The 21717-nt window shown below is 67.8% G+C and carries 22 protein-coding genes and 1 pseudogene; 12 read left to right on the top strand and 11 right to left on the bottom strand.

The annotated features are described in order from the left end of the window. Positions 1-135: 135 nt before the first annotated feature. From thiO to QOD90_RS03560, 7 genes are read left to right on the top strand one after another with little or no spacing between them, the layout of a single operon-like run. The gene (gene thiO, locus QOD90_RS03590; RefSeq protein WP_526346742.1) at positions 136-1155 is read left to right on the top strand and encodes a glycine oxidase ThiO; all 1020 of its coding nucleotides are present in this window, start codon (positions 136-138) and stop codon (positions 1153-1155) included. Continuing rightward, entirely contained in the window at positions 1152-1349 is a 198-nt protein-coding gene (gene thiS / locus QOD90_RS03585) for a sulfur carrier protein ThiS (RefSeq protein ID WP_526346740.1), read from the top strand. Before thiO ends, thiS begins: the two co-directional genes overlap by 4 nt. After that, the gene (locus tag QOD90_RS03580; protein WP_526346738.1) at positions 1342-2100 is read left to right on the top strand and encodes a thiazole synthase; all 759 of its coding nucleotides are present in this window, start codon (positions 1342-1344) and stop codon (positions 2098-2100) included. Before thiS ends, QOD90_RS03580 begins: the two co-directional genes overlap by 8 nt. After that, a complete protein-coding gene (locus QOD90_RS03575) occupies positions 2097-2861 on the top strand; it encodes an SGNH/GDSL hydrolase family protein (protein ID WP_526346736.1) in 765 nt (254 codons plus the stop codon). Before QOD90_RS03580 ends, QOD90_RS03575 begins: the two co-directional genes overlap by 4 nt. A gap of 13 nt (positions 2862-2874) precedes the next feature. Further along, positions 2875-3798 carry an ATP-binding cassette domain-containing protein gene (locus QOD90_RS03570; protein WP_526346760.1) on the top strand — a complete coding sequence of 308 codons (924 nt, stop codon included), beginning with the start codon at positions 2875-2877 and terminating at the stop codon, positions 3796-3798. Positions 3799-3826: 28 nt separating this feature from the next. Further along, positions 3827-4585 (top strand): DUF2705 family protein, encoded by a 759-nt coding sequence (locus QOD90_RS03565; protein ID WP_526346734.1) that lies wholly within the window; start codon positions 3827-3829, stop codon positions 4583-4585. 59 nt (positions 4586-4644) lie between these two features. After that, positions 4645-5124 (top strand): MarR family winged helix-turn-helix transcriptional regulator, encoded by a 480-nt coding sequence (locus QOD90_RS03560; RefSeq protein WP_526346732.1) that lies wholly within the window; start codon positions 4645-4647, stop codon positions 5122-5124. Between the two features lie 17 nt (positions 5125-5141). Here QOD90_RS03560 and QOD90_RS03555 read toward each other — a convergent pair whose 3' ends face one another. Then, entirely contained in the window at positions 5142-5888 is a 747-nt protein-coding gene (locus tag QOD90_RS03555; RefSeq protein WP_526346730.1) for an SDR family NAD(P)-dependent oxidoreductase, read from the bottom strand. A gap of 117 nt (positions 5889-6005) precedes the next feature. On the opposite strand from QOD90_RS03555, the gene QOD90_RS03550 reads away from it, so the two are divergent. Beyond that, complete coding sequence (locus tag QOD90_RS03550; RefSeq protein WP_526346728.1) at positions 6006-7517, top strand: M28 family metallopeptidase; 1512 nt, start codon at positions 6006-6008, stop codon at positions 7515-7517. After that, positions 7514-8956: a M28 family peptidase gene (locus QOD90_RS03545; RefSeq protein ID WP_526346726.1), complete on the top strand. Its 1443-nt coding sequence runs from the start codon at positions 7514-7516 to the stop codon at positions 8954-8956. The genes QOD90_RS03550 and QOD90_RS03545 overlap by 4 nt, the downstream gene beginning before the upstream one ends. A 439-nt stretch (positions 8957-9395) precedes the next feature. Here QOD90_RS03545 and QOD90_RS03540 read toward each other — a convergent pair whose 3' ends face one another. The 10 genes from QOD90_RS03540 to thiC all read right to left on the bottom strand — a co-directional run bounded on the left by QOD90_RS03540 (position 9396) and on the right by thiC (position 18795). Further along, the gene (locus tag QOD90_RS03540; RefSeq protein WP_526346724.1) at positions 9396-9656 is read right to left on the bottom strand and encodes a hypothetical protein; all 261 of its coding nucleotides are present in this window, start codon (positions 9654-9656) and stop codon (positions 9396-9398) included. Between the two features lie 16 nt (positions 9657-9672). Further along, positions 9673-10995, bottom strand: a complete 1323-nt coding sequence (locus QOD90_RS03535; protein ID WP_526346722.1) for a uracil-xanthine permease family protein — start codon at positions 10993-10995, stop codon at positions 9673-9675. A gap of 26 nt (positions 10996-11021) precedes the next feature. After that, positions 11022-12251 (bottom strand): amino acid permease, encoded by a 1230-nt coding sequence (locus QOD90_RS03530; protein WP_526346720.1) that lies wholly within the window; start codon positions 12249-12251, stop codon positions 11022-11024. A 17-nt stretch (positions 12252-12268) separates the two neighbouring features. Continuing rightward, the gene (locus QOD90_RS03525; RefSeq protein ID WP_526346758.1) at positions 12269-13108 is read right to left on the bottom strand and encodes a polysaccharide deacetylase family protein; all 840 of its coding nucleotides are present in this window, start codon (positions 13106-13108) and stop codon (positions 12269-12271) included. A gap of 144 nt (positions 13109-13252) precedes the next feature. After that, positions 13253-13522 carry a DoxX-related protein gene (locus tag QOD90_RS03520; protein WP_526346718.1) on the bottom strand — a complete coding sequence of 90 codons (270 nt, stop codon included), beginning with the start codon at positions 13520-13522 and terminating at the stop codon, positions 13253-13255. A 49-nt stretch (positions 13523-13571) separates the two neighbouring features. Further along, complete coding sequence (locus QOD90_RS03515; protein WP_526346716.1) at positions 13572-15059, bottom strand: flavin-containing monooxygenase; 1488 nt, start codon at positions 15057-15059, stop codon at positions 13572-13574. A gap of 47 nt (positions 15060-15106) precedes the next feature. After that, the gene (locus QOD90_RS03510; protein WP_526346714.1) at positions 15107-15730 is read right to left on the bottom strand and encodes a septum formation family protein; all 624 of its coding nucleotides are present in this window, start codon (positions 15728-15730) and stop codon (positions 15107-15109) included. A gap of 18 nt (positions 15731-15748) precedes the next feature. Continuing rightward, on the bottom strand, positions 15749-16366 hold the full coding sequence (locus tag QOD90_RS03505) for an alpha/beta hydrolase family protein (protein ID WP_526346712.1): 618 nt from the start codon (positions 16364-16366) through the stop codon (positions 15749-15751). Between the two features lie 3 nt (positions 16367-16369). Beyond that, a complete protein-coding gene (gene thiD / locus QOD90_RS03500; protein ID WP_526346710.1) occupies positions 16370-17224 on the bottom strand; it encodes a bifunctional hydroxymethylpyrimidine kinase/phosphomethylpyrimidine kinase in 855 nt (284 codons plus the stop codon). Next, the gene (gene thiC, locus QOD90_RS03495) at positions 17221-18795 is read right to left on the bottom strand and encodes a phosphomethylpyrimidine synthase ThiC (RefSeq protein WP_526346708.1); all 1575 of its coding nucleotides are present in this window, start codon (positions 18793-18795) and stop codon (positions 17221-17223) included. The genes thiD and thiC overlap by 4 nt, the downstream gene beginning before the upstream one ends. A gap of 268 nt (positions 18796-19063) precedes the next feature. On the opposite strand from thiC, the gene QOD90_RS03490 reads away from it, so the two are divergent. From QOD90_RS03490 to QOD90_RS03480, 3 genes and pseudogenes are all read left to right on the top strand, one after another. Then, entirely contained in the window at positions 19064-20830 is a 1767-nt protein-coding gene (locus QOD90_RS03490; protein ID WP_526346706.1) for an MFS transporter, read from the top strand. Positions 20831-20881: 51 nt separating this feature from the next. Continuing rightward, positions 20882-21337: an SgcJ/EcaC family oxidoreductase gene (locus tag QOD90_RS03485; protein WP_526346704.1), complete on the top strand. Its 456-nt coding sequence runs from the start codon at positions 20882-20884 to the stop codon at positions 21335-21337. 39 nt (positions 21338-21376) lie between these two features. Continuing rightward, a pseudogene (locus QOD90_RS03480) lies at positions 21377-21717 on the top strand (lysophospholipid acyltransferase family protein); the annotation flags it as partial.

The following is a 21717-nucleotide window of genomic DNA, read 5'->3' as shown; positions in this document are numbered from 1 at the left end:
CGCGAAGGTTAGCGACCGGCGAGTACCCTCGAACACGCGACACGGGAGTCCCGGGACCGGGGGCTGAGAGTGGGTGCGATGACACCCTTACCGTCACACCTGATCCGGGTCATGCCGGCGTAGGAAGGAAAGGTATTGCGTACGCACCAGATCGGACGATCGCTGGCCGTCATCGGTGGCGGTGTCATCGGGCTGTCCGTGGCGCGCCGCGCGGCGCTCGACGGCTGGACCGTGCGCGTGCACCGGACCGACGCGCACGGCGCCTCCTGGGTAGCGGGCGGCATGTTGGCTCCCCACAGCGAGGGCTGGCCAGGCGAGGAGCAGCTGCTGCAGATCGGGCTGGCCTCGTTGCAGATGTGGCACACGGACTTTCTGGATGGGGTGCCCCCTGAGGTGGTGACCGCCCGCGAGTCGTTGGTGGTCGCCGTCGACCGTGCCGACGCGGCGGACCTGGCCACGACGGGGGAATGGCTGGCCGCCCAGGGGCATCCGGTGACGATGACTAGGACGGCGCGCGACCTCGAGCCGTTGCTGGCGCAGGGCATCCGGCACGGCTTCCGAGCTGAAACCGAACTGGCCGTTGACAATCGGGCGCTGGTCGCGGCGCTCGCGGCGCAGTGCGAGACTCTCGGTGTCACGTGGGCGCTGCCGGTCCGGTCACTGGACGAGGCTCGCGACGCCGACGTCGTCGTGATCGCCAACGGCATCGACGCGCCATCGCTGTGGCCCGGCTTGCCGATCCGCCCCGTCAAGGGCGAGGTGCTCCGGCTACGTTGGCGACGCGGATGTATGCCGCTGCCGCAGAGGGTGATTCGGGCCAGGGTGCACGGTAGGCAGGTGTATCTGGTGCCACGTGCCGACGGTGTGGTGGTTGGGGCGACGCAGTACGAGCACGGCAGGGATACCGCACCCGCCGTCGCCGGAGTCCGGGAATTGCTCGACGACGCCTGCGAGGTGATGCCGGCGCTGGGTTCCTACGAGCTTGCCGAATGTGCGGCGGGGCTGCGCCCGATGACCCCCGACAACGTGCCCATCGTCGGAAGGCTGGACGACCGCACGCTCGTTGCCGCGGGCCATGGCCGGTCGGGTTTCCTGTTGGCGCCGTGGACCGCTGCCACGATCGCGGCCGAGCTGAAGGTGGGGGTGCCGGCGTGAAGGTGATAGTCAACGACGAATCCGTCGAGATCGACGACAGGACAACCGTCGCCGACCTGTTGGAGAAATTGGGCATTCCCGACAAGGGCATCGCCGTCGCGGTCGACTGGGCGGTCATCCCGCGCTCGGAGTGGCACCATGCGCTCTCCGACGGGGCAAAGGTGGAAGTCGTGACGGCGGTGCAGGGTGGCTGACTCGAAGTTGACCATCGCGGGCCGAAGCTTCGGGTCGCGGCTGATCCTCGGCACGGGCGGGGCGGCCAACCTCGCGGTGCTCGAGGAAGCGCTCGTCGCCTCGGGAACCGAGCTGACCACCGTCGCGATGCGGAGGGTCGACGCGGACGGCGGCACCGGCGTGCTCGATTTGCTGAACCGGTTGGGCATCACACCGTTGCCCAACACCGCGGGCTGCCGCGGTGCGGCCGAAGCGGTGCTGACCGCTCAGTTGGCCCGTGAGGCGCTCAAGACGGATTGGGTCAAACTCGAGGTCATCGCCGACGAGCGCACGCTGCTGCCCGACGGCATCGAATTGGTCAGGGCGGCAGAACAACTGGTTGACGACGGGTTCGTCGTGATGGCCTACACCAACGACGACCCGGTACTGGCGCGGCGCCTTGAGGACATCGGGTGCGCCGCGGTGATGCCGCTGGGCTCGCCGATCGGAACCGGTCTCGGCATCGCCAATCCACACAACATCGAAATGATCGTCGAACGGGCCGGCGTGCCGGTCGTTCTCGACGCGGGGATCGGCACCGCGAGTGACGCCGCGCAGGCGATGGAACTCGGGTGCGACGCGGTGCTGCTGGCGACGGCCGTGACGAGGGCCGCAGATCCGCCCCTGATGGCCGCCGCGATGGCAGCCGCGGTGACGGCTGGCAGGCTGGCCCGCCAGGCCGGCCGGATACCGAAGCGGTTCTGGGCACAGGCCTCGAGCCCGAGCACGTGACCGGGAGGTACGTCGCGCTCGGCTCGTCGATGGCGGCAGGCCCGGGAATCAAGCCCAAGGCGGCGGACGCACCGGCAGGCGCCGGACGGTCAGCCGTCAACTACCCACACCTCGTCGCCGCCCAGCTGTCCCACGACCTCGTCGACGTGACGTTCTCCGGTGCCACGACCGCCAACATCCTGACCGAACGACAACGCGGGGCACCGCCCCAGCTCGCCGCGTTGAATGGCGACGAGAGCCTGGTGACGGTGACCATCGGCGGGAACGACGCCGGCTATTTTTCGATGCTCTTCGCAGCGGGCCTGCCGCGATGGACGCGATCGGTGCCCGTCCTCGGCGGGATGCTTCGCCAGCAACTCGACGTCGACGCGCGGGATGCGGCCCTGGCCAAGGTCGGTGAGTCGCTCAGGTCGGTGGGCCGCGAAGTGACGAACCGGGCGCCGTCGGCCAGGGTGCTCTTCGTCGACTACTTGACGCTGCTGCCGCCACCGGGCACACCCGCTCCGCCGTTCTCCGAGGAGCACCTGGAGACGGCGCGTCGGATCGCCGACACGCTGGAGCGGCTGACGGAGGAAGCGGCGACGGGCACCGGCTGCGAACTGGTCCGTGCGAGCGCGGCCAGTCGTGGACATCACCCCTGGTCCGAGAACCCATGGATGTCGCAGTTCGGGCTACCGCTGCCCGGGCGGGTGATGCCGCTGCACCCCAATGCGACGGGGATGCGGGCGGTCGCCGATCTGATCGTGCGCCAGTTGAGCTGAGAGCATGGTCCAGGTGATCGAATTACGCGGACTGACGAAGGTCTTCGGGCGGGGCGTCGGCCGAACCCGCGCCGTCGACGATCTCACCTGCTCGATCGAGGCGGGCGTCGTCACCGGCTTCCTCGGCCCCAACGGGGCGGGCAAGACCACGACGATGCGGATGATCCTCGGGCTGGATCACCCCACATCCGGTACCGCGACGATCGACGGCCGAACCTATCGCCAGTTGCCCGACCCGCTGCGCACGGTCGGCGCGCTGCTCGATGCCAAACAGGTGCACCCCAACCGGACGGCGCGCAATCATCTGCGCTGGCTCGCGGCCACCGCCAAGATCCCGTTCACCAGGGTCGACGAGGTGCTCGACATCGTCGGACTCACGGCGGTCGCCGACAAGTACGCGGGCACCCTGTCGCTCGGCATGAGTCAGCGGCTGGGGATCGCTGCGGCACTGCTCGGCGATCCGCCGGTGTTGCTGTTCGACGAGCCGGTCAACGGGCTGGACCCCGAGGGCATCCGCTGGGTGCGCACGCTGATGCGCGCGCTCGCGGGGGAGGGTCGCACCGTCCTGGTGTCGAGCCATCTGCTTGCCGAGATGTCCAATACCGCCGACCGACTGGTGGTGATCGGCCGGGGCAGGCTCATCGCCTCGACGACGGTCAGCGAGTTCGTCGGCAGGTCCGGCGCCGACGCGGTCCGTCTGCGCAGTCCCCAACTGGAGACCATGTCGGAGTTGCTCGTCGGCGCGGGTATCGACGTCGAGGCCGAACCCGACGGTTCGGCCCTTTCGGTGCGCGGCGCGGCGATCGAGGTGATCGGTGAACTGGCCGCCCGCAATGCGATCACCCTGCACGAGCTCAGCACCCGACAGGCCTCGCTTGAGGATGCCTACCTGCGTTTGACCGATGGTGACGTCGAGTACCGATCGGCCGGCCGATGAGCGCTTGCGCGAAGAGCGGAGTGGACCGATGAGCGCGCTCGCCGCCCTGAACGCCGAACGGATCAAACTGTCGACGATCCGGTCACCGCTCTGGTCGTGCATCGCCGCGGCCGTGTGCAGTCTTGGCATCGCCTCGATGCAGGGCGGCACGGCCTACGGCGCGGCAAGCCTGTCGCCGGAGAGCGCCGTCATCGGAGTTGCGCTGTTCGGGGTGCCGGTGTTGATGGTCCTCGCCGCCATGTCGGTGACCGGTGAGTACCGCAGCGGGATGATCCGTGCGACGTTCATCGCCAACCCGAACCGCGCCATGGTGCTCACGGCCAAGGCCGTTGTCGCCGCTGTCTTTTCGGCGCTGTACACGGTGCTGCTGACGATCGCCGCGGTGGTGGTGGCGCGGTTGTCTTCCGACCCCCTGCTCGGCACGGAGCTGTCACTGGCCGACGGCGGGGTGTGGCGCCTGGTCTTCGCGATGGCGACGTACGCGGCGCTGGCGGCGGTGCTCGGCGTCGGGGTCGGCGCGCTGCTGAGACACACCGCAGGTGCCGTCACGGCACTGCTGCTGTGGCCGCTCGTCGTCGAGCCGATCGTGGCGAACCTGCCCGACGTCGGTGAAACGGTCGGGCCCTACCTCCCGTTCGCCAACGTCTTCCTGTTCACCGGCGTCGACTGGCTGTACCCGGGCAGCGACATGCCGTGGGGGCCGTTCGGATCGCTGCTGTACTTCGTGGTGGTCGTCGGCGTCGTGCTCGTCGCGGCGGTCGTGCTGCTCTCCCGGCGTGACGCGTGACCTCTTGATATTCACGGTGACATTTGCGTGAAGTGTCATCCACTGCCGATGATGTACGCATGGCCGACAAGGTGTGGTTGACCCCGTCGCAAGGGCGGACCTGGCTGCACTACATGCGGGTGTATCACCGGATGGAATTCGAGATGAACCGGCAGCTGCAGGCCGAGTCCGGACTTTCGCTGGCCGACTACACGGTGATGAATGCGCTGTCCGCGGTGCCAGGACGTCGGCTCCGGCTATCGCAATTGGCCACCACCATCGGCTGGGAGCGCAGTCGGTTGTCCCATCACCTGCTACGCATGGCCCGGCGCGGCTTCGTCGACAGGGTGCAGTCGGACACCGATGGCCGGGCGACCGATGCCGTGCTGACCGATGCGGGTTGGAAGGCCCTTCGGGCGGCTGCGCCCAAGCACGTCGCGTGGGTACGCAAGACGTTCTTCTCCGACCTCGACGAAGGCCGGATCGTGGCTCTCGGCGATCTGCTTGACGAGGTCTACCAGACGATTCTGCGCGAAGGCACCCTGCCGCGACCGGACTGAATCACCGGACTGAATGACTACGTCTGGACTTCGCCGCCGTCGACGAACATCTCGCTTCCCGTCATGAAGCTGCTAGCCGACGAGGCGAGGAACACCACCGCGGCGGCGATTTCGTCGGGCTGGCCGATCCGACCGAGCGTCACGTCGGCGGTGAGGCTCTCCAACAACTCCCTTTCGCCACCGCTTGGCGCGAGACCGACGAGACCGGGCGTCTCCACCGGCCCTGGTACCAGTGTGTTCACCCTGATACCCCGGCCCGCCAACTCCGCCGCCCAGGTTCGGCCGAACGAGCGGACGGCGGCCTTCGACGCGGCGTACACGCCAAATGAGGGAATGCCCTTGGACGCCGACGTCGATCCCGACAGGATGATCGACGCGCCAGAGTTGAGCAGAGGCAGCATCTTCTGCACGGTAAAGAGCGTTCCAGCGACGTTGCGGTTGAACGTGTCGAGGTAGTGCTGCTCCGTGACGTCCTCGAGGGTCGCGAATTCGCCGCCGCCCGCGTTGGTGAACACCGCGTCGAGGCCGCCGCCGTGGGACTGCACTGCGTCGACGATGGCGTCCAATTGAGTCAGGTCGCTCACGTCACTGCGGATTCCGGTCGCCGCCGACCCGATCGATGCCACGGCCTCATCGATCGTCGACTGGTTGCGACCGGTGAGGAAGACGTGCGCGCCTGCCTTGGCCAGCGCGCGTGCGGATGCGAGACCGATGCCCGCGGTGCCGCCGGTGACGAGCGCGTTCTTGCCGTCCAGTGATCCCATGATTCTCCCTTTTGCGTGATCTATCACTTGATTTCAGCGTGCCCGATGTTGCGTGATATGTCAACCAATCGGCGGCGCGTCGAATTCGCGGCGCGACGCGTGACTAACGTTGTGCCGATGCGGTGTAGATCACGGACGGTACTGGCGGCTTTGACGGCGATCGTGTGTGCGGCGGGCGTCGCAGGATGCGGCAAGGAGTCCGCGAAGCCGACCCCCTCGGCGTCGCCCAGTGCCGCGGCGACTCCGGCAGATGACTTCGCGGTGGCGCTGAAGGGCCGCGTCACGACCGACGCGATGCTGGCACACCTCAAGAAGCTGCAGGAGATCGCCGACGCCAACGGTGGCAACCGGGCCCTCGGTTCGACCGGTTACGGCGCCAGTGCCGACTACGTCGCTCAGACGTTGCGGGACAAGGGCTTCGACGTGCAGACCAACGACTTCGACGTCCGGATCCCATTCGCCGACGAGCCGGTCGTGACGGTCGGTGGTCAACGGGTCAAGGCCGCGCCGCTCAAATACACCGTCGGTACCGGAGACGGCGGGGTCGACGGGCGCCTGGTGCCTGCCCGCACCGGCCCCAAGCCTGGGTGCGCGGTGTCCGACTACGACGGCATGGACGTCAAGGGAGCGGTCGTCCTGGTCGATCGCGGTGCGTGCCCGTTCGGCGACAAGCAGACGGTGGCGGCCGAACGCGGGGCGGTCGCGCTGATCGTGGCGAACAACGTCGACGGCGACGACCTCGGCGGCGGAACGCTGGGGGAGCGCACCGAGGTCAAGATCCCGGTGGTCAGCATCTCCAAGGCGGATGGCACCCGGCTGAGGGGGAATCCCGCCGCCACGACCATCGCACTGAACGCCGGCGTCCGCGTCGACCGCACCCACAACGTCGTCGCCCAGACCAAGACGGGTTCACCCGAGAACGTCGTGATGGCGGGCGCACACCTCGACAGCGTCCCCGAGGGGCCGGGTATCAACGACAACGGCTCGGGCGTAGCGGCAGTGTTGGAAACCGCTGTGCAACTTGGCAGTTCGCCCGACGTTCGGAACGCCGTCAGGTTCGCCTTCTGGGGAGCCGAGGAGGAGGGTCTGGTGGGGTCCACCAAGTACATCCAGACCCTGGACGTCGAGGGGCTCAAGAACATCGCGCTGTACCTCAACTTCGACATGTTGGCCTCGCCCAACCCCGGCTACTTCACCTACGACGGAGACCAGTCCGCGCCCCCTTCGGACAGCGTGCCGAGGGTCCCCGAGGGTTCGGCAGGCATCGAACGGCTGCTGGCCGCCTATCTCGGCGGTGCGGGCAAGGAACCTCGCGACACCGACTTCGACGGGCGCTCCGACTACGACGCCTTCACCCAGGCGGGGATCCCGGCGGGCGGGCTGTTCGCCGGCGCCGAGGAGAAGAAGAGTGACGACGAGGCGAAGATCTGGGGCGGAGCGGCCAACGAGCCGTTCGATCCCAACTATCACAAGAGCTCCGACACCTTCGACCATCTCGACCACGCGGCGCTCGACGTTCAGGGCAAGGGTGTCGCCTACGCCATCGGCGTGTACGCCCAGGACGAAGGCGGCCGCAACGGCGTGCCCGTCCGTGCCGACCGCACCCGCCACGTGGTGACGGCATCGTGAGGGCCTGCCCCCTCGCGCTGGCGGGCCTGTTGGTGGTGGCCGCGTGTTCGTCGACGCAGGAGCCGCCGCCCGCACCCGCCGCACAGTCCGCGCGCGAGCTGTCGGGCAAGGTGACCGCCGACGGCATGTACGCGCACCTGGAGAAGCTGTCCGACATCGCGACGGCCAACGGGAACAGCAGGGCCGACGGCACACCCGGCTACGACGCCAGCGTCGACTACGTCGCGGGCGTGTTGCGCGACAAGGGTTTCGACGTGCAGACGCCGGAGGTCGAACGGCTCGCCATGTCCGCGCCGGGAAAGCCGACGCTCGTCGCATCGGGCCGCAGCTTCGCCGTCGACCAGGCGTCGTTGTTGGTGACCACCGCGCCGGGAGGGCTCAGCGCGGTGACGCTGCGGCCTCAGCGCCCATCCGGTTGCAGCGCAGGCGATTACGGGTCGGTCGACGTCCGTGGCGCGATCGCGATCGTCGACGACAAGGACTGCTCCGTGGTCGACAAGCAGAACGCGGCCGTCGGCAAGGGGGCGGTCGGAGTGCTGGTGGTCAGCGATTCCGGGGCCACCGGCAGTCCGGCGGGTCTGTTCACCCCCGGGTACTACCAGCAGCTCACCTCGCCGGTCGCCGTGATCGACGAGGACGCCGATGCACAACTGCGCCGCACGTCGGCGCCGGTCCGGCTGACCCTGGACGCCAAGAGTGTGGTCGTGAAGTCGCGGAGCGTGGTGGCGCAGACCAAGACCGGTGATCCGCACAACGTGGTCGTCGCGGGTGCGCACCTCGACGCGGCGACGAGCAGCCCCGGTCTCAACGACGACGGCACCGGCGTCGCTGCGGTGCTGGAAACCGCTGTGCAGCTTGGTAGTTCGCCGACCGTCACCAACGCGGTGCGGTTCGTATTCTGGGGAGCGCAGCAGGCAGGGCTCCAGGGTTCGACCAGGTACGTGGCCAGCCTGGGCCGTGGCGGGCTGGACGACATCGCGCTCTATCTCGACTTCGACCTGCTGGGTTCGACGAACGCGGGCTACTTCACCTACGACGGCGACCAATCCGGTCAACCCAATCCGGACGTGCCCGCCGCGAAGGTGCCCGTCGGGTCGGCGGGCATCGAGCGGACGCTGGCCGGGTATCTGAATCTGGCCGGAGTGCGACCGGCCGACATGCCACTCGGTTTGGCGAGCGACTACAGCGCGTTCCTGCGCGCCGGGGTACCGATCGGCGGTATCACCACGGGATCGTCGGGACGCAAGACGGCGACGCAGGCCCGACTGTGGGGCGGTGCGGCCGGGACGCCGTTCGACCCCAACTACTTGGGGCCGGGCGACACGATCGCCAACGTCGACCGCGCCACTCTGTCGATCACCGGTCCGGCCGTGGCCTTCGCCGTCGGCACCTACGCGCAGTCGACCGAAGGCCCCAACGGAGTTCCCAGTCGGGGTTGACAGCAACTCCAGCGTTCTCACAGCTGTAGTGCGTATGAATATCGTTCGTGAAGAACACTTCTCGGCGATGGGCCGCAGTGGCGGGAACAGTCGGTGCGATCGCGCTCGGAGCCCTCTCGGCGGCCTGTAGCTCGACCGGCACTACCTCGCCCACCACGACCACGACGACCACGACACCGACGACCACATCGACGACCACGACCCATCGCCAACACGCGTCGGGCGGTGGTCAAGCGCCAGTCGAAACCGTCGCGCCGGGCACGGTGACGGAGACCGAAACGCAGGCTCCAGTCGCGCCGTCAACGGAGACGTCCGTCGCGACGTCGATCGAGACCGACACCCAGACGTCGACTCAAACGGTGACCGTCACACCGACCCGTCCGCAGCAACACGATTTCGGCCCTGGTACGAACGGGCAACACGGGTGACGAACTAGCCCCTAGCAGGGGTCGCCGGGCGGCGTGTAGTACGGCACCCCTTCGACCGTGTAACAGGGGACCTCGCCCCAGACGTATGGGGTGTCAGCCGAGGCGATCGCGACGCCCCTTGCCACGTCTCCGGCCACGTTGGTGCAACCGCCCACTGCCACGTGCCGTCCGCCGACGCCGCCGCAGATGTCGGCCTGAGCCGTTGGCGCCATGGCGAACGGTAGCGCCGCCAGCGCGGCAGTCGCCAGCAGTCCTGCTGCCAATTTCTTCATCGCATACATCCTTTTGCTAGCCCGACTCGGCGCCATTATCGCGCGGGTCAGCGGCGACGATCGGCGATTCGGCAAGTCCGTCGGCTCCATCGCCTTCGGCCTTTGCGGTCCGGAGGCCCAGCAATCGCATGCCGTGGTAGATGACCAATGCCGCGATCGACCCCAGCGAGATGCCGGTGAAGACCAAAGAACCTGCTTGCCAAGTGAAGTCGGCAATCCCGATGATCAAGGGGATGGCGGCGGTCATCTGGTTGACGGGCAGACTGAAGTCGACGTGATTGGTCAGCCAGATGCGGACACCGAGAATGCCGACCAGCCCATAGAGCACCACGGTCGCACCGCCAAGCACGCCAGGCGGAATCGCGGAGATGGCCGCGCCGACCTTGGGGCACATCGCCAGGACGATGGCCACGGCCGCGGCGATCCAGTACGCCGCAGTGGAATACACGCGGGTCGCCGCCATCACGCCGATGTTCTCGGCATACGTTGTGGTGGCCGACCCGCCGCCGAAGCCGGCGAGCGTCGTCGCCAACCCGTCCGCCGCGATCGCGCGACCCATCACGGGGTCGGTGTCGGTTCCCGTCATCTGGCCCACCGACTTCACGTGGCCGATGTTCTCGGCGACCAGCGCGATGACCGCGGGCAGGAACAGCGGCAGCACCGAGAGGCTGAAGGACGGTGCCTGGAATTCGGGAAGGCCGATCCACGGCGCGGACGCGATCGCGGACGTATCGACGTCGCCGAGGGCGAGCGCCAGCAGGTATCCGATGACGACGGCCAGGAAGATCGCCAGCCTGCCGATGATGCCCCGGAAGAACGCCAGGATCGCGACCAGCAGCACCAGGGTGACGAGCCCGACGAGCGGACCCTTCTCGAAGTTCGACTTGGCCGCGGGGGCGAGGTTGAACCCGATCAGCGCGACGATGGCGCCCGTCACCACCGGTGGCAGCGTGGCGTCGAGCCAGCCGGTGCCGACGAAGTGCACGATGGCGCCGATGGCGATCAGCAGCAGACCCACCGCGATGAGACCGCCGAGGGCGCTGCCCGTCCCGTTCGAGGCCACCGCCGCGGTGACCGGCGCGATGACCGAAAAGCTCGAGCCGAGATAGCTCGGTAGTCGGTTGCCCGTGATGATCAGGAAGAGCACGGTGCCGATGCCCGAGAACAGCAGCGTGGTGGCGGGCGGGAAGCCCGTCAGCACCGGCACCAGGAACGTCGCGCCGAACATCGCCACCACGTGCTGCGCGCCGATGCCGATGGTGCGCGGCCAGCTCAGCCGCTCATCGGGCGCGACGACGTGTGCGTCGGAGGGGACGGGTTTCCAGCTGAGTGGAATCACGGTTCTCGACTACACACCATCGCCGGTCATCGCGCGAATCGGCGGCGCACGGCGTAGACGGCAGCACCGAACAGCACGACGGCTACCCCGACCGCCACCGACGTCACCGGAAGCGTGAAGGCAAGGACGACACAGCCGATGAGGCCCACGGTCGGAATCAGCCTGGCGCCCAACGTCAGAGCCGAGGCGTTGGCGATCGCGTAGTACACGAGCACCGCGAACGACGAGAAGCCGATCGCGCCGCGGAGGTCGAGCACTGCCGCGAGCACCGCAACGATCGCGCCGACGGCGAGCTCCGCGCGGTACGGGGTGTCGAACCGTGGCTGCACCGCGGCCAGCAGACCGGGCAGGTGGCGGTCGCGGGCCATCGCAAGCACCGTCCGCGACACCCCGAGGATCAGGGCGAGCAGTGAGCCGAGGGCCGCGACCGTCGCGCCGACCCGAACGACGGGCGTCAGCCAGGGGCGGCCTGCTGCCGCCACCGCGTCGGCGAGCGGCGCCGTAGCGGAAGCCATTGCCGCACTGCCTAATTGCGCGAGGACGGCCACGGCGACGACCGCATAGATCACCAGCACCAGCCCAAGCGCAATGCGGATCGCACGCGGGATCGTCGTCGACGGATCGCGCACCTCCTCGGCCAGCGTCGCGATGCGCGCGTAACCGGCGAACGCGAAGAACGACAACCCCGCCGCCTGAAGGACACCGAGCAGGCTCGCGTCGTGCCACGCCAGACGCGAGACGTCGGCGTCACCGGACCCGATGATCGCGACGACCACCGCGGCGAGCACTCCCAGGACGACCGCGACGATGAGCCGCGTGAGCCATGCCGACTTCTGGACGCCGACGGTGTTGACCGCCGTCAGCGCAACCACCGCGGCGACGGCCACCGCGTGGGCGTGCGTCGGCCATGCGTAGCTGCCGACCGCGAGTGCCATCGCGGCACACGACGCGGTCTTGCCGACGACGAAGCTCCACCCGGCGGTGTAGCCCCAGAACGGGCCCAGTCGCTCGCGGCCGTACACGTAGGTGCCGCCGGACCGCGGGTAGAGCGCGGCGAGGCGGGCCGACGACGTCGCATTGCAATAGGCGACGACCGCCGCGACGGCGAGGCCGAGCAGAAGCGCCGATCCGGCGGCCGCTGCGGCGGGGGCAAGGGCCACGAAGATGCCGGCGCCGAGCATCGACCCGAGTCCGATGACGACGGCGTCCGGCGTGCCGAGGCTGCGCCGGAGCGCGGGTGGTTCAGGGCCAGCCACGCGGTCGAGCGTAGCGGCTAGTCGGGATAGGCCGACGTCAGGCGGCTCGCCTCGGGCTTGAGGAAGACGTCGTTGAACGTGACGGTGCGGAGGTTGCGGTCGTGGATGATGTCGACCAGCTCGCGGTAGACGCTCAGCACCGGCGGGTGATTCAGGTGACCGATCACGATCGACTGCGGAACGTAGTACTTGTCGGCGTTGGCCACGATGTCCCTCGGGGCCAGGATCTGGTCGTCACCCTGGTTGCCGTTCCACAGGGCGGTCTCGGTGTAGCCGAGGTCGGCGGCCACCGATTGGACCAGGTCGTTGTAGGCGCCGTACGGCGGTCGGTAGTACGGCGTGGCGTCCACGCCGAAGGTGTCGGTGATGAACTGATGGGTGTGCCGCAGCTCGTCGGCGATCCTGGCGCCGGTCAGTTTGGTCAGATCCGGGTGGATCCAGGTGTGATTCCCCAGCTGGATCTGACCCGACTCCACCAGTGGCATCAGCAGGTCGCGGTTGTCGGTCCACGACGAGAACACCCCGGTGACGAACATCGTGAGGCGGATGCCGGTGTCCTTCGCCAGCTGGCAGTACGCCCGGACGACGCCGGTGTCGACCCCGTCGTCGAGGGTGAGCGACATCAGGTCGCCGGGGCCAGGCAGCGAGCTGAGCACGCCGCCGCCAGGAATGAGCATCCGCGCCTGCGCCTGCGGTGGTGGCAACAGCTCGGGCCACGGGGGTGGGGGCGGCGGTCCGACCGGCGTCGGGGGGGTGGGAACCTGCGCAGCGTGGCTCGACGCATCCGCGCCACAGCGGACCAGGGCGATGCCGGCAGCCGATGCGACCACGCCCATGAGCACGTTGCGTCGGGACAGCATCGTCCCATCCGTCACTCTGGTCACAGCAGGCACGCTCAGCAGAGTAACTGCCGAGCGGCCCTCAACCGGGGAAGCTGGCGTGACTGTCGGAAAGTCGGCGCTTGGTGTTTGCCGTCAGTTGCCTGGGAACGAAGGCGAGCGTTACCGGTTGCGGGCCACGTTGGCGGCCAGATAGCCGCCGTAGCCGAGCAGGCCCGCGATGGCCAGCTTCCGCGTCTTCGGCGCGGCCAACCCCAGCCCCAGCGCCGTCTCGAGGCCGCCGTTGATCTTGAGGTACCGGTCGGTGTCCTTCGGGAACGCCGACTTCGTGATGCCCACGAACAACGCGGGGCGGACGAAGTGCGCCACACCCGTTCCTGCCAAGGCCAATCCGACGAGCGTTGGCAGTTTCGAACTACTCTCCTGCGGCACGTACCGATCCTCTCTGATCAGGCAATCTGATGGTCACGCGATTTGATAGTCACGCGATCTGGTAATCACTCAGTGGGAACTCGGACGCTTCCTTGATGGCCGCCTCCGTCGACGACGGCCGCAGCAGCGTGGGCTCACCCGCCGGATTGAAGTAGTACGAGTGGGCACTTGCACAGTTGCCGGTCGTGAACAACGAGTCGCCGAGAAGCTCCGTCATCTTGTCGAGAAACGCCGTATTGGCCTCCTCGGTGACCTCGAAGGTCGTGGCACCGCGCCGTTTCACCTCCGACAGCAGCCGGTCCATCAGCCGCATCTGATACTCCATCGTGTTGAAGAAGTTCAGCCCGAGGAACGCATACGGACTCGCCAGGCTCAGGTAGTTCGGGAAGTACGGCATCGAAACACCTTGGTATGCCTGGAACCTGGTGTCCCGCCACCACTTTCCGAGATCCCGGCCGTCGCGACCGATCACTTCGATGGCGGGGAAGTTGGCCTGCCACAGATCGAAACCCGTGGCCAGCACGAGGGTGTCGATGACGTTCTTGGTGCCGTCCTTGCCGACCAGGCCGTCGGCTTCGACGTGGTCGATGCCCGCGTCCTGCAGGTGGACGTGTGGCTTGGTGAACGCGCGGTAGTAGCCGTTGGAGAACGTCGGGCGCTTGCAGCCGAAGTCGTAGTCCGGAGTCAGGCGGCGACGCAGGTCGGCGTCGCGGATGACCACGAATCGGTGCAGCCTCGACAGACCGGCAGCCGAGACGTTGAACCGCCCGCGGAAGGTCTTGTAGTGCCGCACGCCGACCGAGACCATCACCTCGTAGATCGAATCCGTGAACCAGCGAAGTACGCGCTGCGTCAACGGGATCCGTGCGAACATCCGTTTGGCCCGTTCGCCGAAGCGCGGGTCGATCTTCGGGACCACCCAGATCGGGGTGCGCTGGTAGACGGTGAGGTCGGCGGCCCCCTTGGCAAGCTCGGGGATCAGCTGCACGGCCGTCGCGCCGGTTCCGATCACGGCGATGCGGCGTCCGGAGGCGTCGAAGTCGTCCTCCCACTTCGTGGTGTGGATGACCTTGCCCTCGAAGTCCGCGATGCCGGGGATGTCGGGTATCGCGGGCTGGGACAGGAACCCCGTCGCGGTGATCAGGTAACGCGCGGTGAGCGTTTCACCACCGGCCAGGGCGATCCGCCAGACGCTCGCGTCCTCGTCCCAGCGTGCGCCCTCGACCGTCGTGTTGAAGCGCATGTGCTTGCGGACGTCGTACTTGTCGGCGACGTCGTCGGCGTACTGCTTGATCTCCGGGCCAGGGGTGAACAGGCGCGACCAGTTCGGGTTGGGCTCGAAGAAGTAGGAGTACGTGGTGGTCGGCACGTCGACGGCCAGGCCGGGGTAGTGATTGACGTACCACGTGCCGCCAAGGTCGTCCTCGCGGTCAAGGATGACGAAGTCGTGAAGGCCATTCCGCTTGAGTTGGATCGCTGCGCCGATCCCCGCGAACCCGGCTCCCACGATGACCGCGTCGAATTGCTCCGTAGTCATTCCGAAACGGTACCTCAGGTACTAGGTAGCGTCCGGCACGGCTGCCGCTAGCCCTTGAGCGATCCGCTCCGCTTGTCCTCCGTCGTCGCGATGCACACGATCGCGCGGTCGCCCTGACCCCACGTCTCCGCCGTGGGGTAGAGCACGAAAACGCCGATCGAGTCGTCCGTCATGGCGTCCGGCGAGTACGACTCCAACTCTGCCGGGCACTTGTTCTGCCACTCGTCGATCGTCGACTGACCGGGATAGCCGCCGTCGGGCATCGTCAGCACCGCGTAGGCCTCACCGGCGTGCGGTTGATTGCAGTCCGTCTTCGGCACCAGTTGCACCAGCGCGGCGTCCGGGATGTCGGTGAGGCAGTCGCCGACGGCCAGATCGGTGGCGATGACCTTGTCCTTGGTCGCGACCATGAAGAACACGACCGCGGCGACCAGGCCGCCAAGCAGCACGACCGCGAGGACGCCGAGTCCGATGAACAGGCCCTTGCGCGACTTCTTCGTAGGCGGTGGAGCCTGCGCCGGGTAGTGGTATCCGGGGGGCGGCTGGCCGTACTGGCCCTGCGGCGCATACGGGCCCTGCTGATACGGCATCGGGGGCGGCGGCGGGGGGTACTGCGCGCCGGGCGGCTGGTACGCAGGCGGCTGATTCGGGTCTCCCGGCGGCCAGGTCATCCCCGGAAGATAGCAGGATCAGGGCTGTCGCGACCGCAGTGCTGCATCGACGGCCAATGCGGGGACGTCGAGGGTCTTGGAACCGAGATCGTGGCGGGCGCCGGTCACCTCGACGACCTCGGAGGGCGCCGAGATCAGCGCGGCCGCTGCTCGCAACTCGTCGATCGTTCCGAACGGGTCGGAGGTGCCGTGGGTGAACACGGTCGGCACGGTGATGCGCGGCAGGTGCTCGGTGCGGGCGCGTTCGGGCTTTCCCGGCGGATGCAGCGGATACGAGAACAGGGTGAGGACGTCGACCGCCAGCCCATCGGCAACCGCCATCGACGTCATCCGGCCCCCGTAGGAGTGGCCGCCCGCGAGCACCGGCCCGTCGGTCATGGACCGTGCCATGGCGACGGCCTCGACGATGCCCGCCTGATCGGCGGCAGCAGATCCCGATGGCGGCCCCTTCGGCCTGCGCCGACGGTAGGGGAGGTTGAAGCGCACGGCCAGCCAGCCGCGTCCTGCCCACTGGTCGCACAGCTTGACCAGCATGGGGGAGTCGCGGCTGCCGCCGGCGCCGTGGGTCAGCAGGACGATGCCGGTCGGCTCCCCCACGGGGGCGTGTGAGACACCTGCGATGGCGTCAAAGTCCATCGGTCAATGCTCCTCGCGCAAGCGCTCGTCGGTGGTCAGCCTGAATAGGGCCGAGACGGGGCCGTGGCCGTGGCCTAGCGGGTAGGCGGCGCGCAGGCATTCGGTCACCCATTTCTTGGCGAAGGCGACTGCCTCGGGCACTGAATAGCCGTGCGCCAACGCGGAAGCCGTCGCGGCCGCCAGCGTGTCGCCTGCGCCGTGATCGTGGCCGGTGTCGATGCGCTCGGCGTCGAACTCGTGGAACTCGTTGCCGTCGAACAGCACGTCGCGGCTGTGCGACGACGAACGAAGGTGGCCGCCCTTGACCAACGCCCACCGGGGCCCCAGCGCGTGCAGCGCCCGCGCCGCGTCGCGCTGCGATTTCGAGTCGATGACATCGATGTCGGTGATGAGCCGCACCTCGTCGAGGTTCGGTGTGACCAGCGTGGCAAGCGGAAACAGTTGGGTGCGAAGGGCATCGAGCGCCGACGGGTGCAAGAGGGGATCGCCGTGCATGGACGCGCACACCGGGTCGACGACCAGCGGCGCCTCAATCCCGAGGCCGCGCCACGTCTGGGCGACCGCCTCGATGATGTCCGACGACGCCAACATCCCCGTCTTGGCGGCCTGAATGCCGATGTCCTCGACGACGGCCCGGATCTGCCCGGTGATGACGTCGAGGGGGATTTCGTGAAAGCCCTTGACGCCCACGGTGTTCTGCACGGTAACCGCGGCCACCGAGACGCAGCCATGCACGCCGAGCATGGCGAAGGTCCGAAGGTCGGCCTGGATGCCCGCGCCGCCGCCCGAGTCCGTTCCCGCGATGGTCAGCACGCGCAGCGGGGTCTGCCCCGCCGGGGTGAGCGGTAGATAGTTCACGTCGACAAGGGTAGATAGACGCGGTTGCCCTGCTGGGCGAACTCCTCGGATTTCCGTTGCATCGCCTCCCTGACGTCATGGCTGATGCGCATCGAGCAGAACTTGGGCCCGCACATCGAACAGAAGTGCGCGGTCTTGGCCGGCGCGGCAGGCATGGTCTGGTCGTGGTACTCGCGGGCGGTGTCCGGATCGAGCGAAAGGGCGAACTGGTCCTCCCACCGGAACTCGAAGCGCGCCGTGGACAGAGCGTTGTCCCGCAACTGGGCGCGCGGGTGTCCCTTGGCCAGATCGGCGGCATGCGCGGCGATCTTGTAGGCGATGACGCCGACCTTGACGTCGTCGCGGTTCGGCAGCCCCAGGTGCTCCTTGGGGGTGACGTAACAGAGCATCGCGGTGCCCGCCTGCGCGATGATGGCGGCGCCGATCGCCGAGGTGATGTGGTCATAGGCGGGCGCGATGTCGGTCGCAAGGGGGCCAAGCGTGTAGAACGGCGCTTCCTCGCACAGCTCTTCCTCGAGGCGCACGTTCTCGACGATCTTGTGCAGCGGCACGTGACCAGGACCCTCGATCATCACCTGAACGCCGTGGCCCTTGGCGATCCTGGTGAGCTCGCCGAGGGTGCTCAGCTCGGCGAACTGCGCGGCGTCGTTGGCGTCGGCGATCGACCCGGGGCGAAGGCCGTCGCCGAGGGAGAACGTGACGTCGTAGCGGGCAAGGATCTCGCAGAGCTCGTCGAAGTGGGTGTAGAGGAACGACTCGGTGTGGTGGGCCAAGCACCAGGCCGCCATGATCGATCCACCGCGGCTGACGATGCCGGTGACCCGGTGCACCGTCAGCGGGATGTAGCGCAGCAGCACGCCTGCATGCACGGTCATGTAGTCGACGCCCTGCTCGCACTGCTCGATCACGGTGTCGCGGTACACCTCCCACGTCAGCGCGGTGGGATCGCCGTCGACCTTCTCCAGTGCCTGGTAGAGCGGCACGGTGCCGACGGGAACCGGCGAGTTGCGCAGGATCCACTCGCGGGTGGCGTGGATGTCGCGGCCGGTCGAGAGATCCATGATGGTGTCGGCGCCCCAGCGGGTGGCCCACACCATCTTCTCCACCTCTTCGGCGATCGACGACGTCACCGCCGAGTTGCCGATGTTGGCGTTGACCTTCACCCCGAAGGCCTTGCCGATGATCATCGGCTCGCTCTCGGGGTGGTTGTGGTTGGCCGGGATGACGGCACGGCCGCGAGCGACTTCGTCGCGGACCAGCTCGGCGGAGACGCCCTCCCGTTCGGCGATGAAGGCCATCTCGGCGCTGATCTCACCGGTGCGAGCACGCTGCAACTGGGTGCCGCGGTCCCTCGTCACGCCGGGTCGTGGCGGCAGTCCGGCGGCCAGATCGATGACCGCCGACGGGTCGGTGTACGGCCCGGAGGTGTCGTAGAGGTCAAGGTGCTCGCCATTGGTCAGGTGGACCCTTCGCGACGGCACCCGCCCGCCGTCGGGGAGTTCTCGATGGTTCTTCGTGCTGCCGGTGATGACACCGGTGGTGACGGAAACAGGGTCGACAACAGGATTCATCTCAGTACTCCCTACGCCGGCATTACCCGGTCAGGTTCATACGGTCGACGGCACCATGGGGCCGATAAAATCGGCCAAGCAGCCGTCCTCTCAGCGCACTTGGTGTGTGCTCCCGCGCGGACGGGTCTCAACCTACCCCAGGGCCGAGTGGCGGGTGTGAGGCAATCGAGGGGAATAGGAATTGCCTCGAGATGTTTTGTATAGCTAACATATGCTTTTTGGGCGGTGCCGCCCGCTATGCACTGATTTTCGATATGAAGCGAAGCTGATGACGACTGAGATTGAGACGACGGAGCCCTCCGGCGGCGGGTCCGACACCGCGCTGGCCGATACCGCCAAGCGGCGTCGCACGATGGACCACGACCACCCGCACTACAAGTGGGTGGTGCTGTCGAACACCACGCTCGGCACCTTGCTGGCCACGATCAACGCGTCGATCGTCCTGATCTCGCTGCCAGCGATCTTCCGCGGCATCGGGCTCAACCCGCTCGCGCCTGGCAACGTCAGCTACCTGCTGTGGATGCTGATGGGCTATCTGGTGGTCACCGCGGTGCTGGTGGTCCCGTTCGGTCGCCTCGGCGACATGCTGGGCCGCGTCCGCATCTACAACTGGGGCTTCGTGGTCTTCACCGTCGCTGCTGTCGCCCTGTCGTTCGACCCGTTCCACCTCGGTGGCGGCGCCCTGTGGTTGATCGGCTGGCGCGTGCTCCAAGGCGTCGGCGGCGCCATGCTGATGGCGTCGTCGTCGGCCATCCTCACCGACGCGTTCCCCGCCAACCAGCGTGGCATGGCGCTCGGCGTCAACATGGTGGCCGCCGTCGCGGGCTCGTTCCTCGGGCTGTTGATCGGTGGCTTCCTGTCCGAATGGCACTGGAAGGCCATCTTTTGGGTCGGCGTGCCGATCGGCATCCTCGGCACCATCTGGAGCATCCGGTCCCTGCGCGAGCTCGGCGCGCGCACGCCGGGCAAGCTGGATTGGGCGGGCACACTGACCTTCGGCGTCGGCCTGACCGTGCTGCTGGCTGGCATCACCTACGGCATCCAGCCCTACGGTGACGCCACGACCGGCTGGACCAACCCGCTGGTGCTCGGCGCCATCGCCTTCGGACTGCTGTCCCTGGTGGCGTTTTGCTTCATCGAACTGCACGTCGATTCGCCGATGGTCGACGTCCGGCTGTTCAAGTCCGCCTCGTTCGGCATGGGCAACCTCGCGGGGCTGATGTCCTCCATGGGGCGCGGCGGTCTGCAGTTCATGCTCATCATCTGGCTGCAGGGCATCTGGCTTCCGTTGCACGGCTACAGCTTCGAGTCCACCCCGCTGTGGGCGGGCATCTATCTGCTGCCCATCACCGTCGGGTTCCTGGTCGCCGGTCCCATCGCCGGCTCGCTGTCCGACCGCTTCGGCGCGCGCCCGTTCACCGTCGGCGGCATGCTGCTGATGGCGGCCACCTTCATTGCGCTGGTGATGATCCCCGTCAACTTCAACTACTGGATATTCGCCGTCCTGGTGTTCCTCAACGGCCTCGGCGGCGGCATCTTCACCGCCCCCAACACGGCGGCGATCATGTCCAGCGTTCCTGCCGCCCAACGAGGTGCGGCCTCCGGCGTGCGTGCGACGTTCTTCAACGCGGGCTCGTCGCTGTCGATCGGCGTCTTCTTCTCGCTGATGATCATCGGACTGGCCAACACCTTGCCGTCGGCGATGAGCAGTGGCCTACAGGCGCAAGGTGTTTCGTCATCGGTCGCACACGACGTGGCGAACCTGCCACCGGTCGGCAGCCTGTTCGCGGCCTTCCTCGGCTACAACCCGATGGGCGAGTTGCTCGCGCCGTCGGGTGCTCTGACCCAACCCGGTGTCAACGCCGACGTGCTGACGGGCAAGACGTTCTTCCCGCAGTTGATCACCGAGCCGTTCCACTCCGGGCTGACCGTGGTGTTCATCGCGGCCGCGGTGATGATGTTGCTCGGTGCGGTGGCATCGCTGTTCAACCCGGGCCGCTACGGCTCGGAGGTCGGCGCCGACAACGCGGCCTAGCGAGCGCCCGCGGTTGACCTGAAGGCAGGTTGAGCTCCTACCGTGGGCAGCATGAGCGACGAACGCCCCGAACTCTCCGACGATGACGGCCTGCTGAGCGAAGCGCGGCGGGCCGTCGCGAGCTTCGTCGCCGGGCTGCAGGCAGGTGCCGACGCCCGCGACGCCGACGTGTTCAACGCGGACTTCGCCGCGGACGTGCTGTGGGGAACTCCCTACGGCGACACGGTCGTCGGCTACGACACCCTGCACGCCGTGCACCAAAGGATGCTTCCCGCGGCCAAGGGTGGCGCGGCCTCCCGCTACGAGACGGTCCGGGTCAGCGCTCCGGCACCCGACGTCGCGATCGCGCAGGTGCGCCGGATCGCATTCGACGCGGCGGGCACCACGGTCGCCGACACCGATCCGAGGACGTTCTCGGAGATGACCACGTTCGTGCTCGTCAGGCGGGGCGGGCAGTGGTGGCTCGCCGCGGGACAGCACACGCCGATCCGGCCAAAACCGGCCTAGACGTGTGACCCGGGGCACAGTCTGGGTAACCAACCGCTCATGACGACCACCAACGATCGATCGCGCGAGATTCGCGCGCAGGCATACGAGCACGCCGAAGCGGCTCGTGACGCCATGGACGCCAAACGACGCGAAGCTGGTGACGGACTCGCCGGGTGGATCGCGGAGCGCGCGGCGGACTGGGACCTGTCCGGCCAAGATGAGACCACAATGCAGCGCCAGAAGTTCCTGTGGAACGTTTTGGTCGACTACTGGTTCCGCATGGAGATGGACGGCTGGGAGAACCTCCCGCCCTCACCCGTGCTGCTGGTCGGCATCCACTCCGGAGCGCCATTCGTCTGGGACGCGTGGACGGTCGGGGTGCAGTGGTGGCGCCGCTT

The organism is Mycobacterium sp., from assembly GCF_032161845.1.
Taxonomy (GTDB): Bacteria; Actinomycetota; Actinomycetes; order Mycobacteriales; family Mycobacteriaceae; genus Mycobacterium.
The sequence above is the reverse complement of the archived record's forward strand: the minus strand, read 5'-3'. Positions and strand labels throughout refer to the sequence as shown.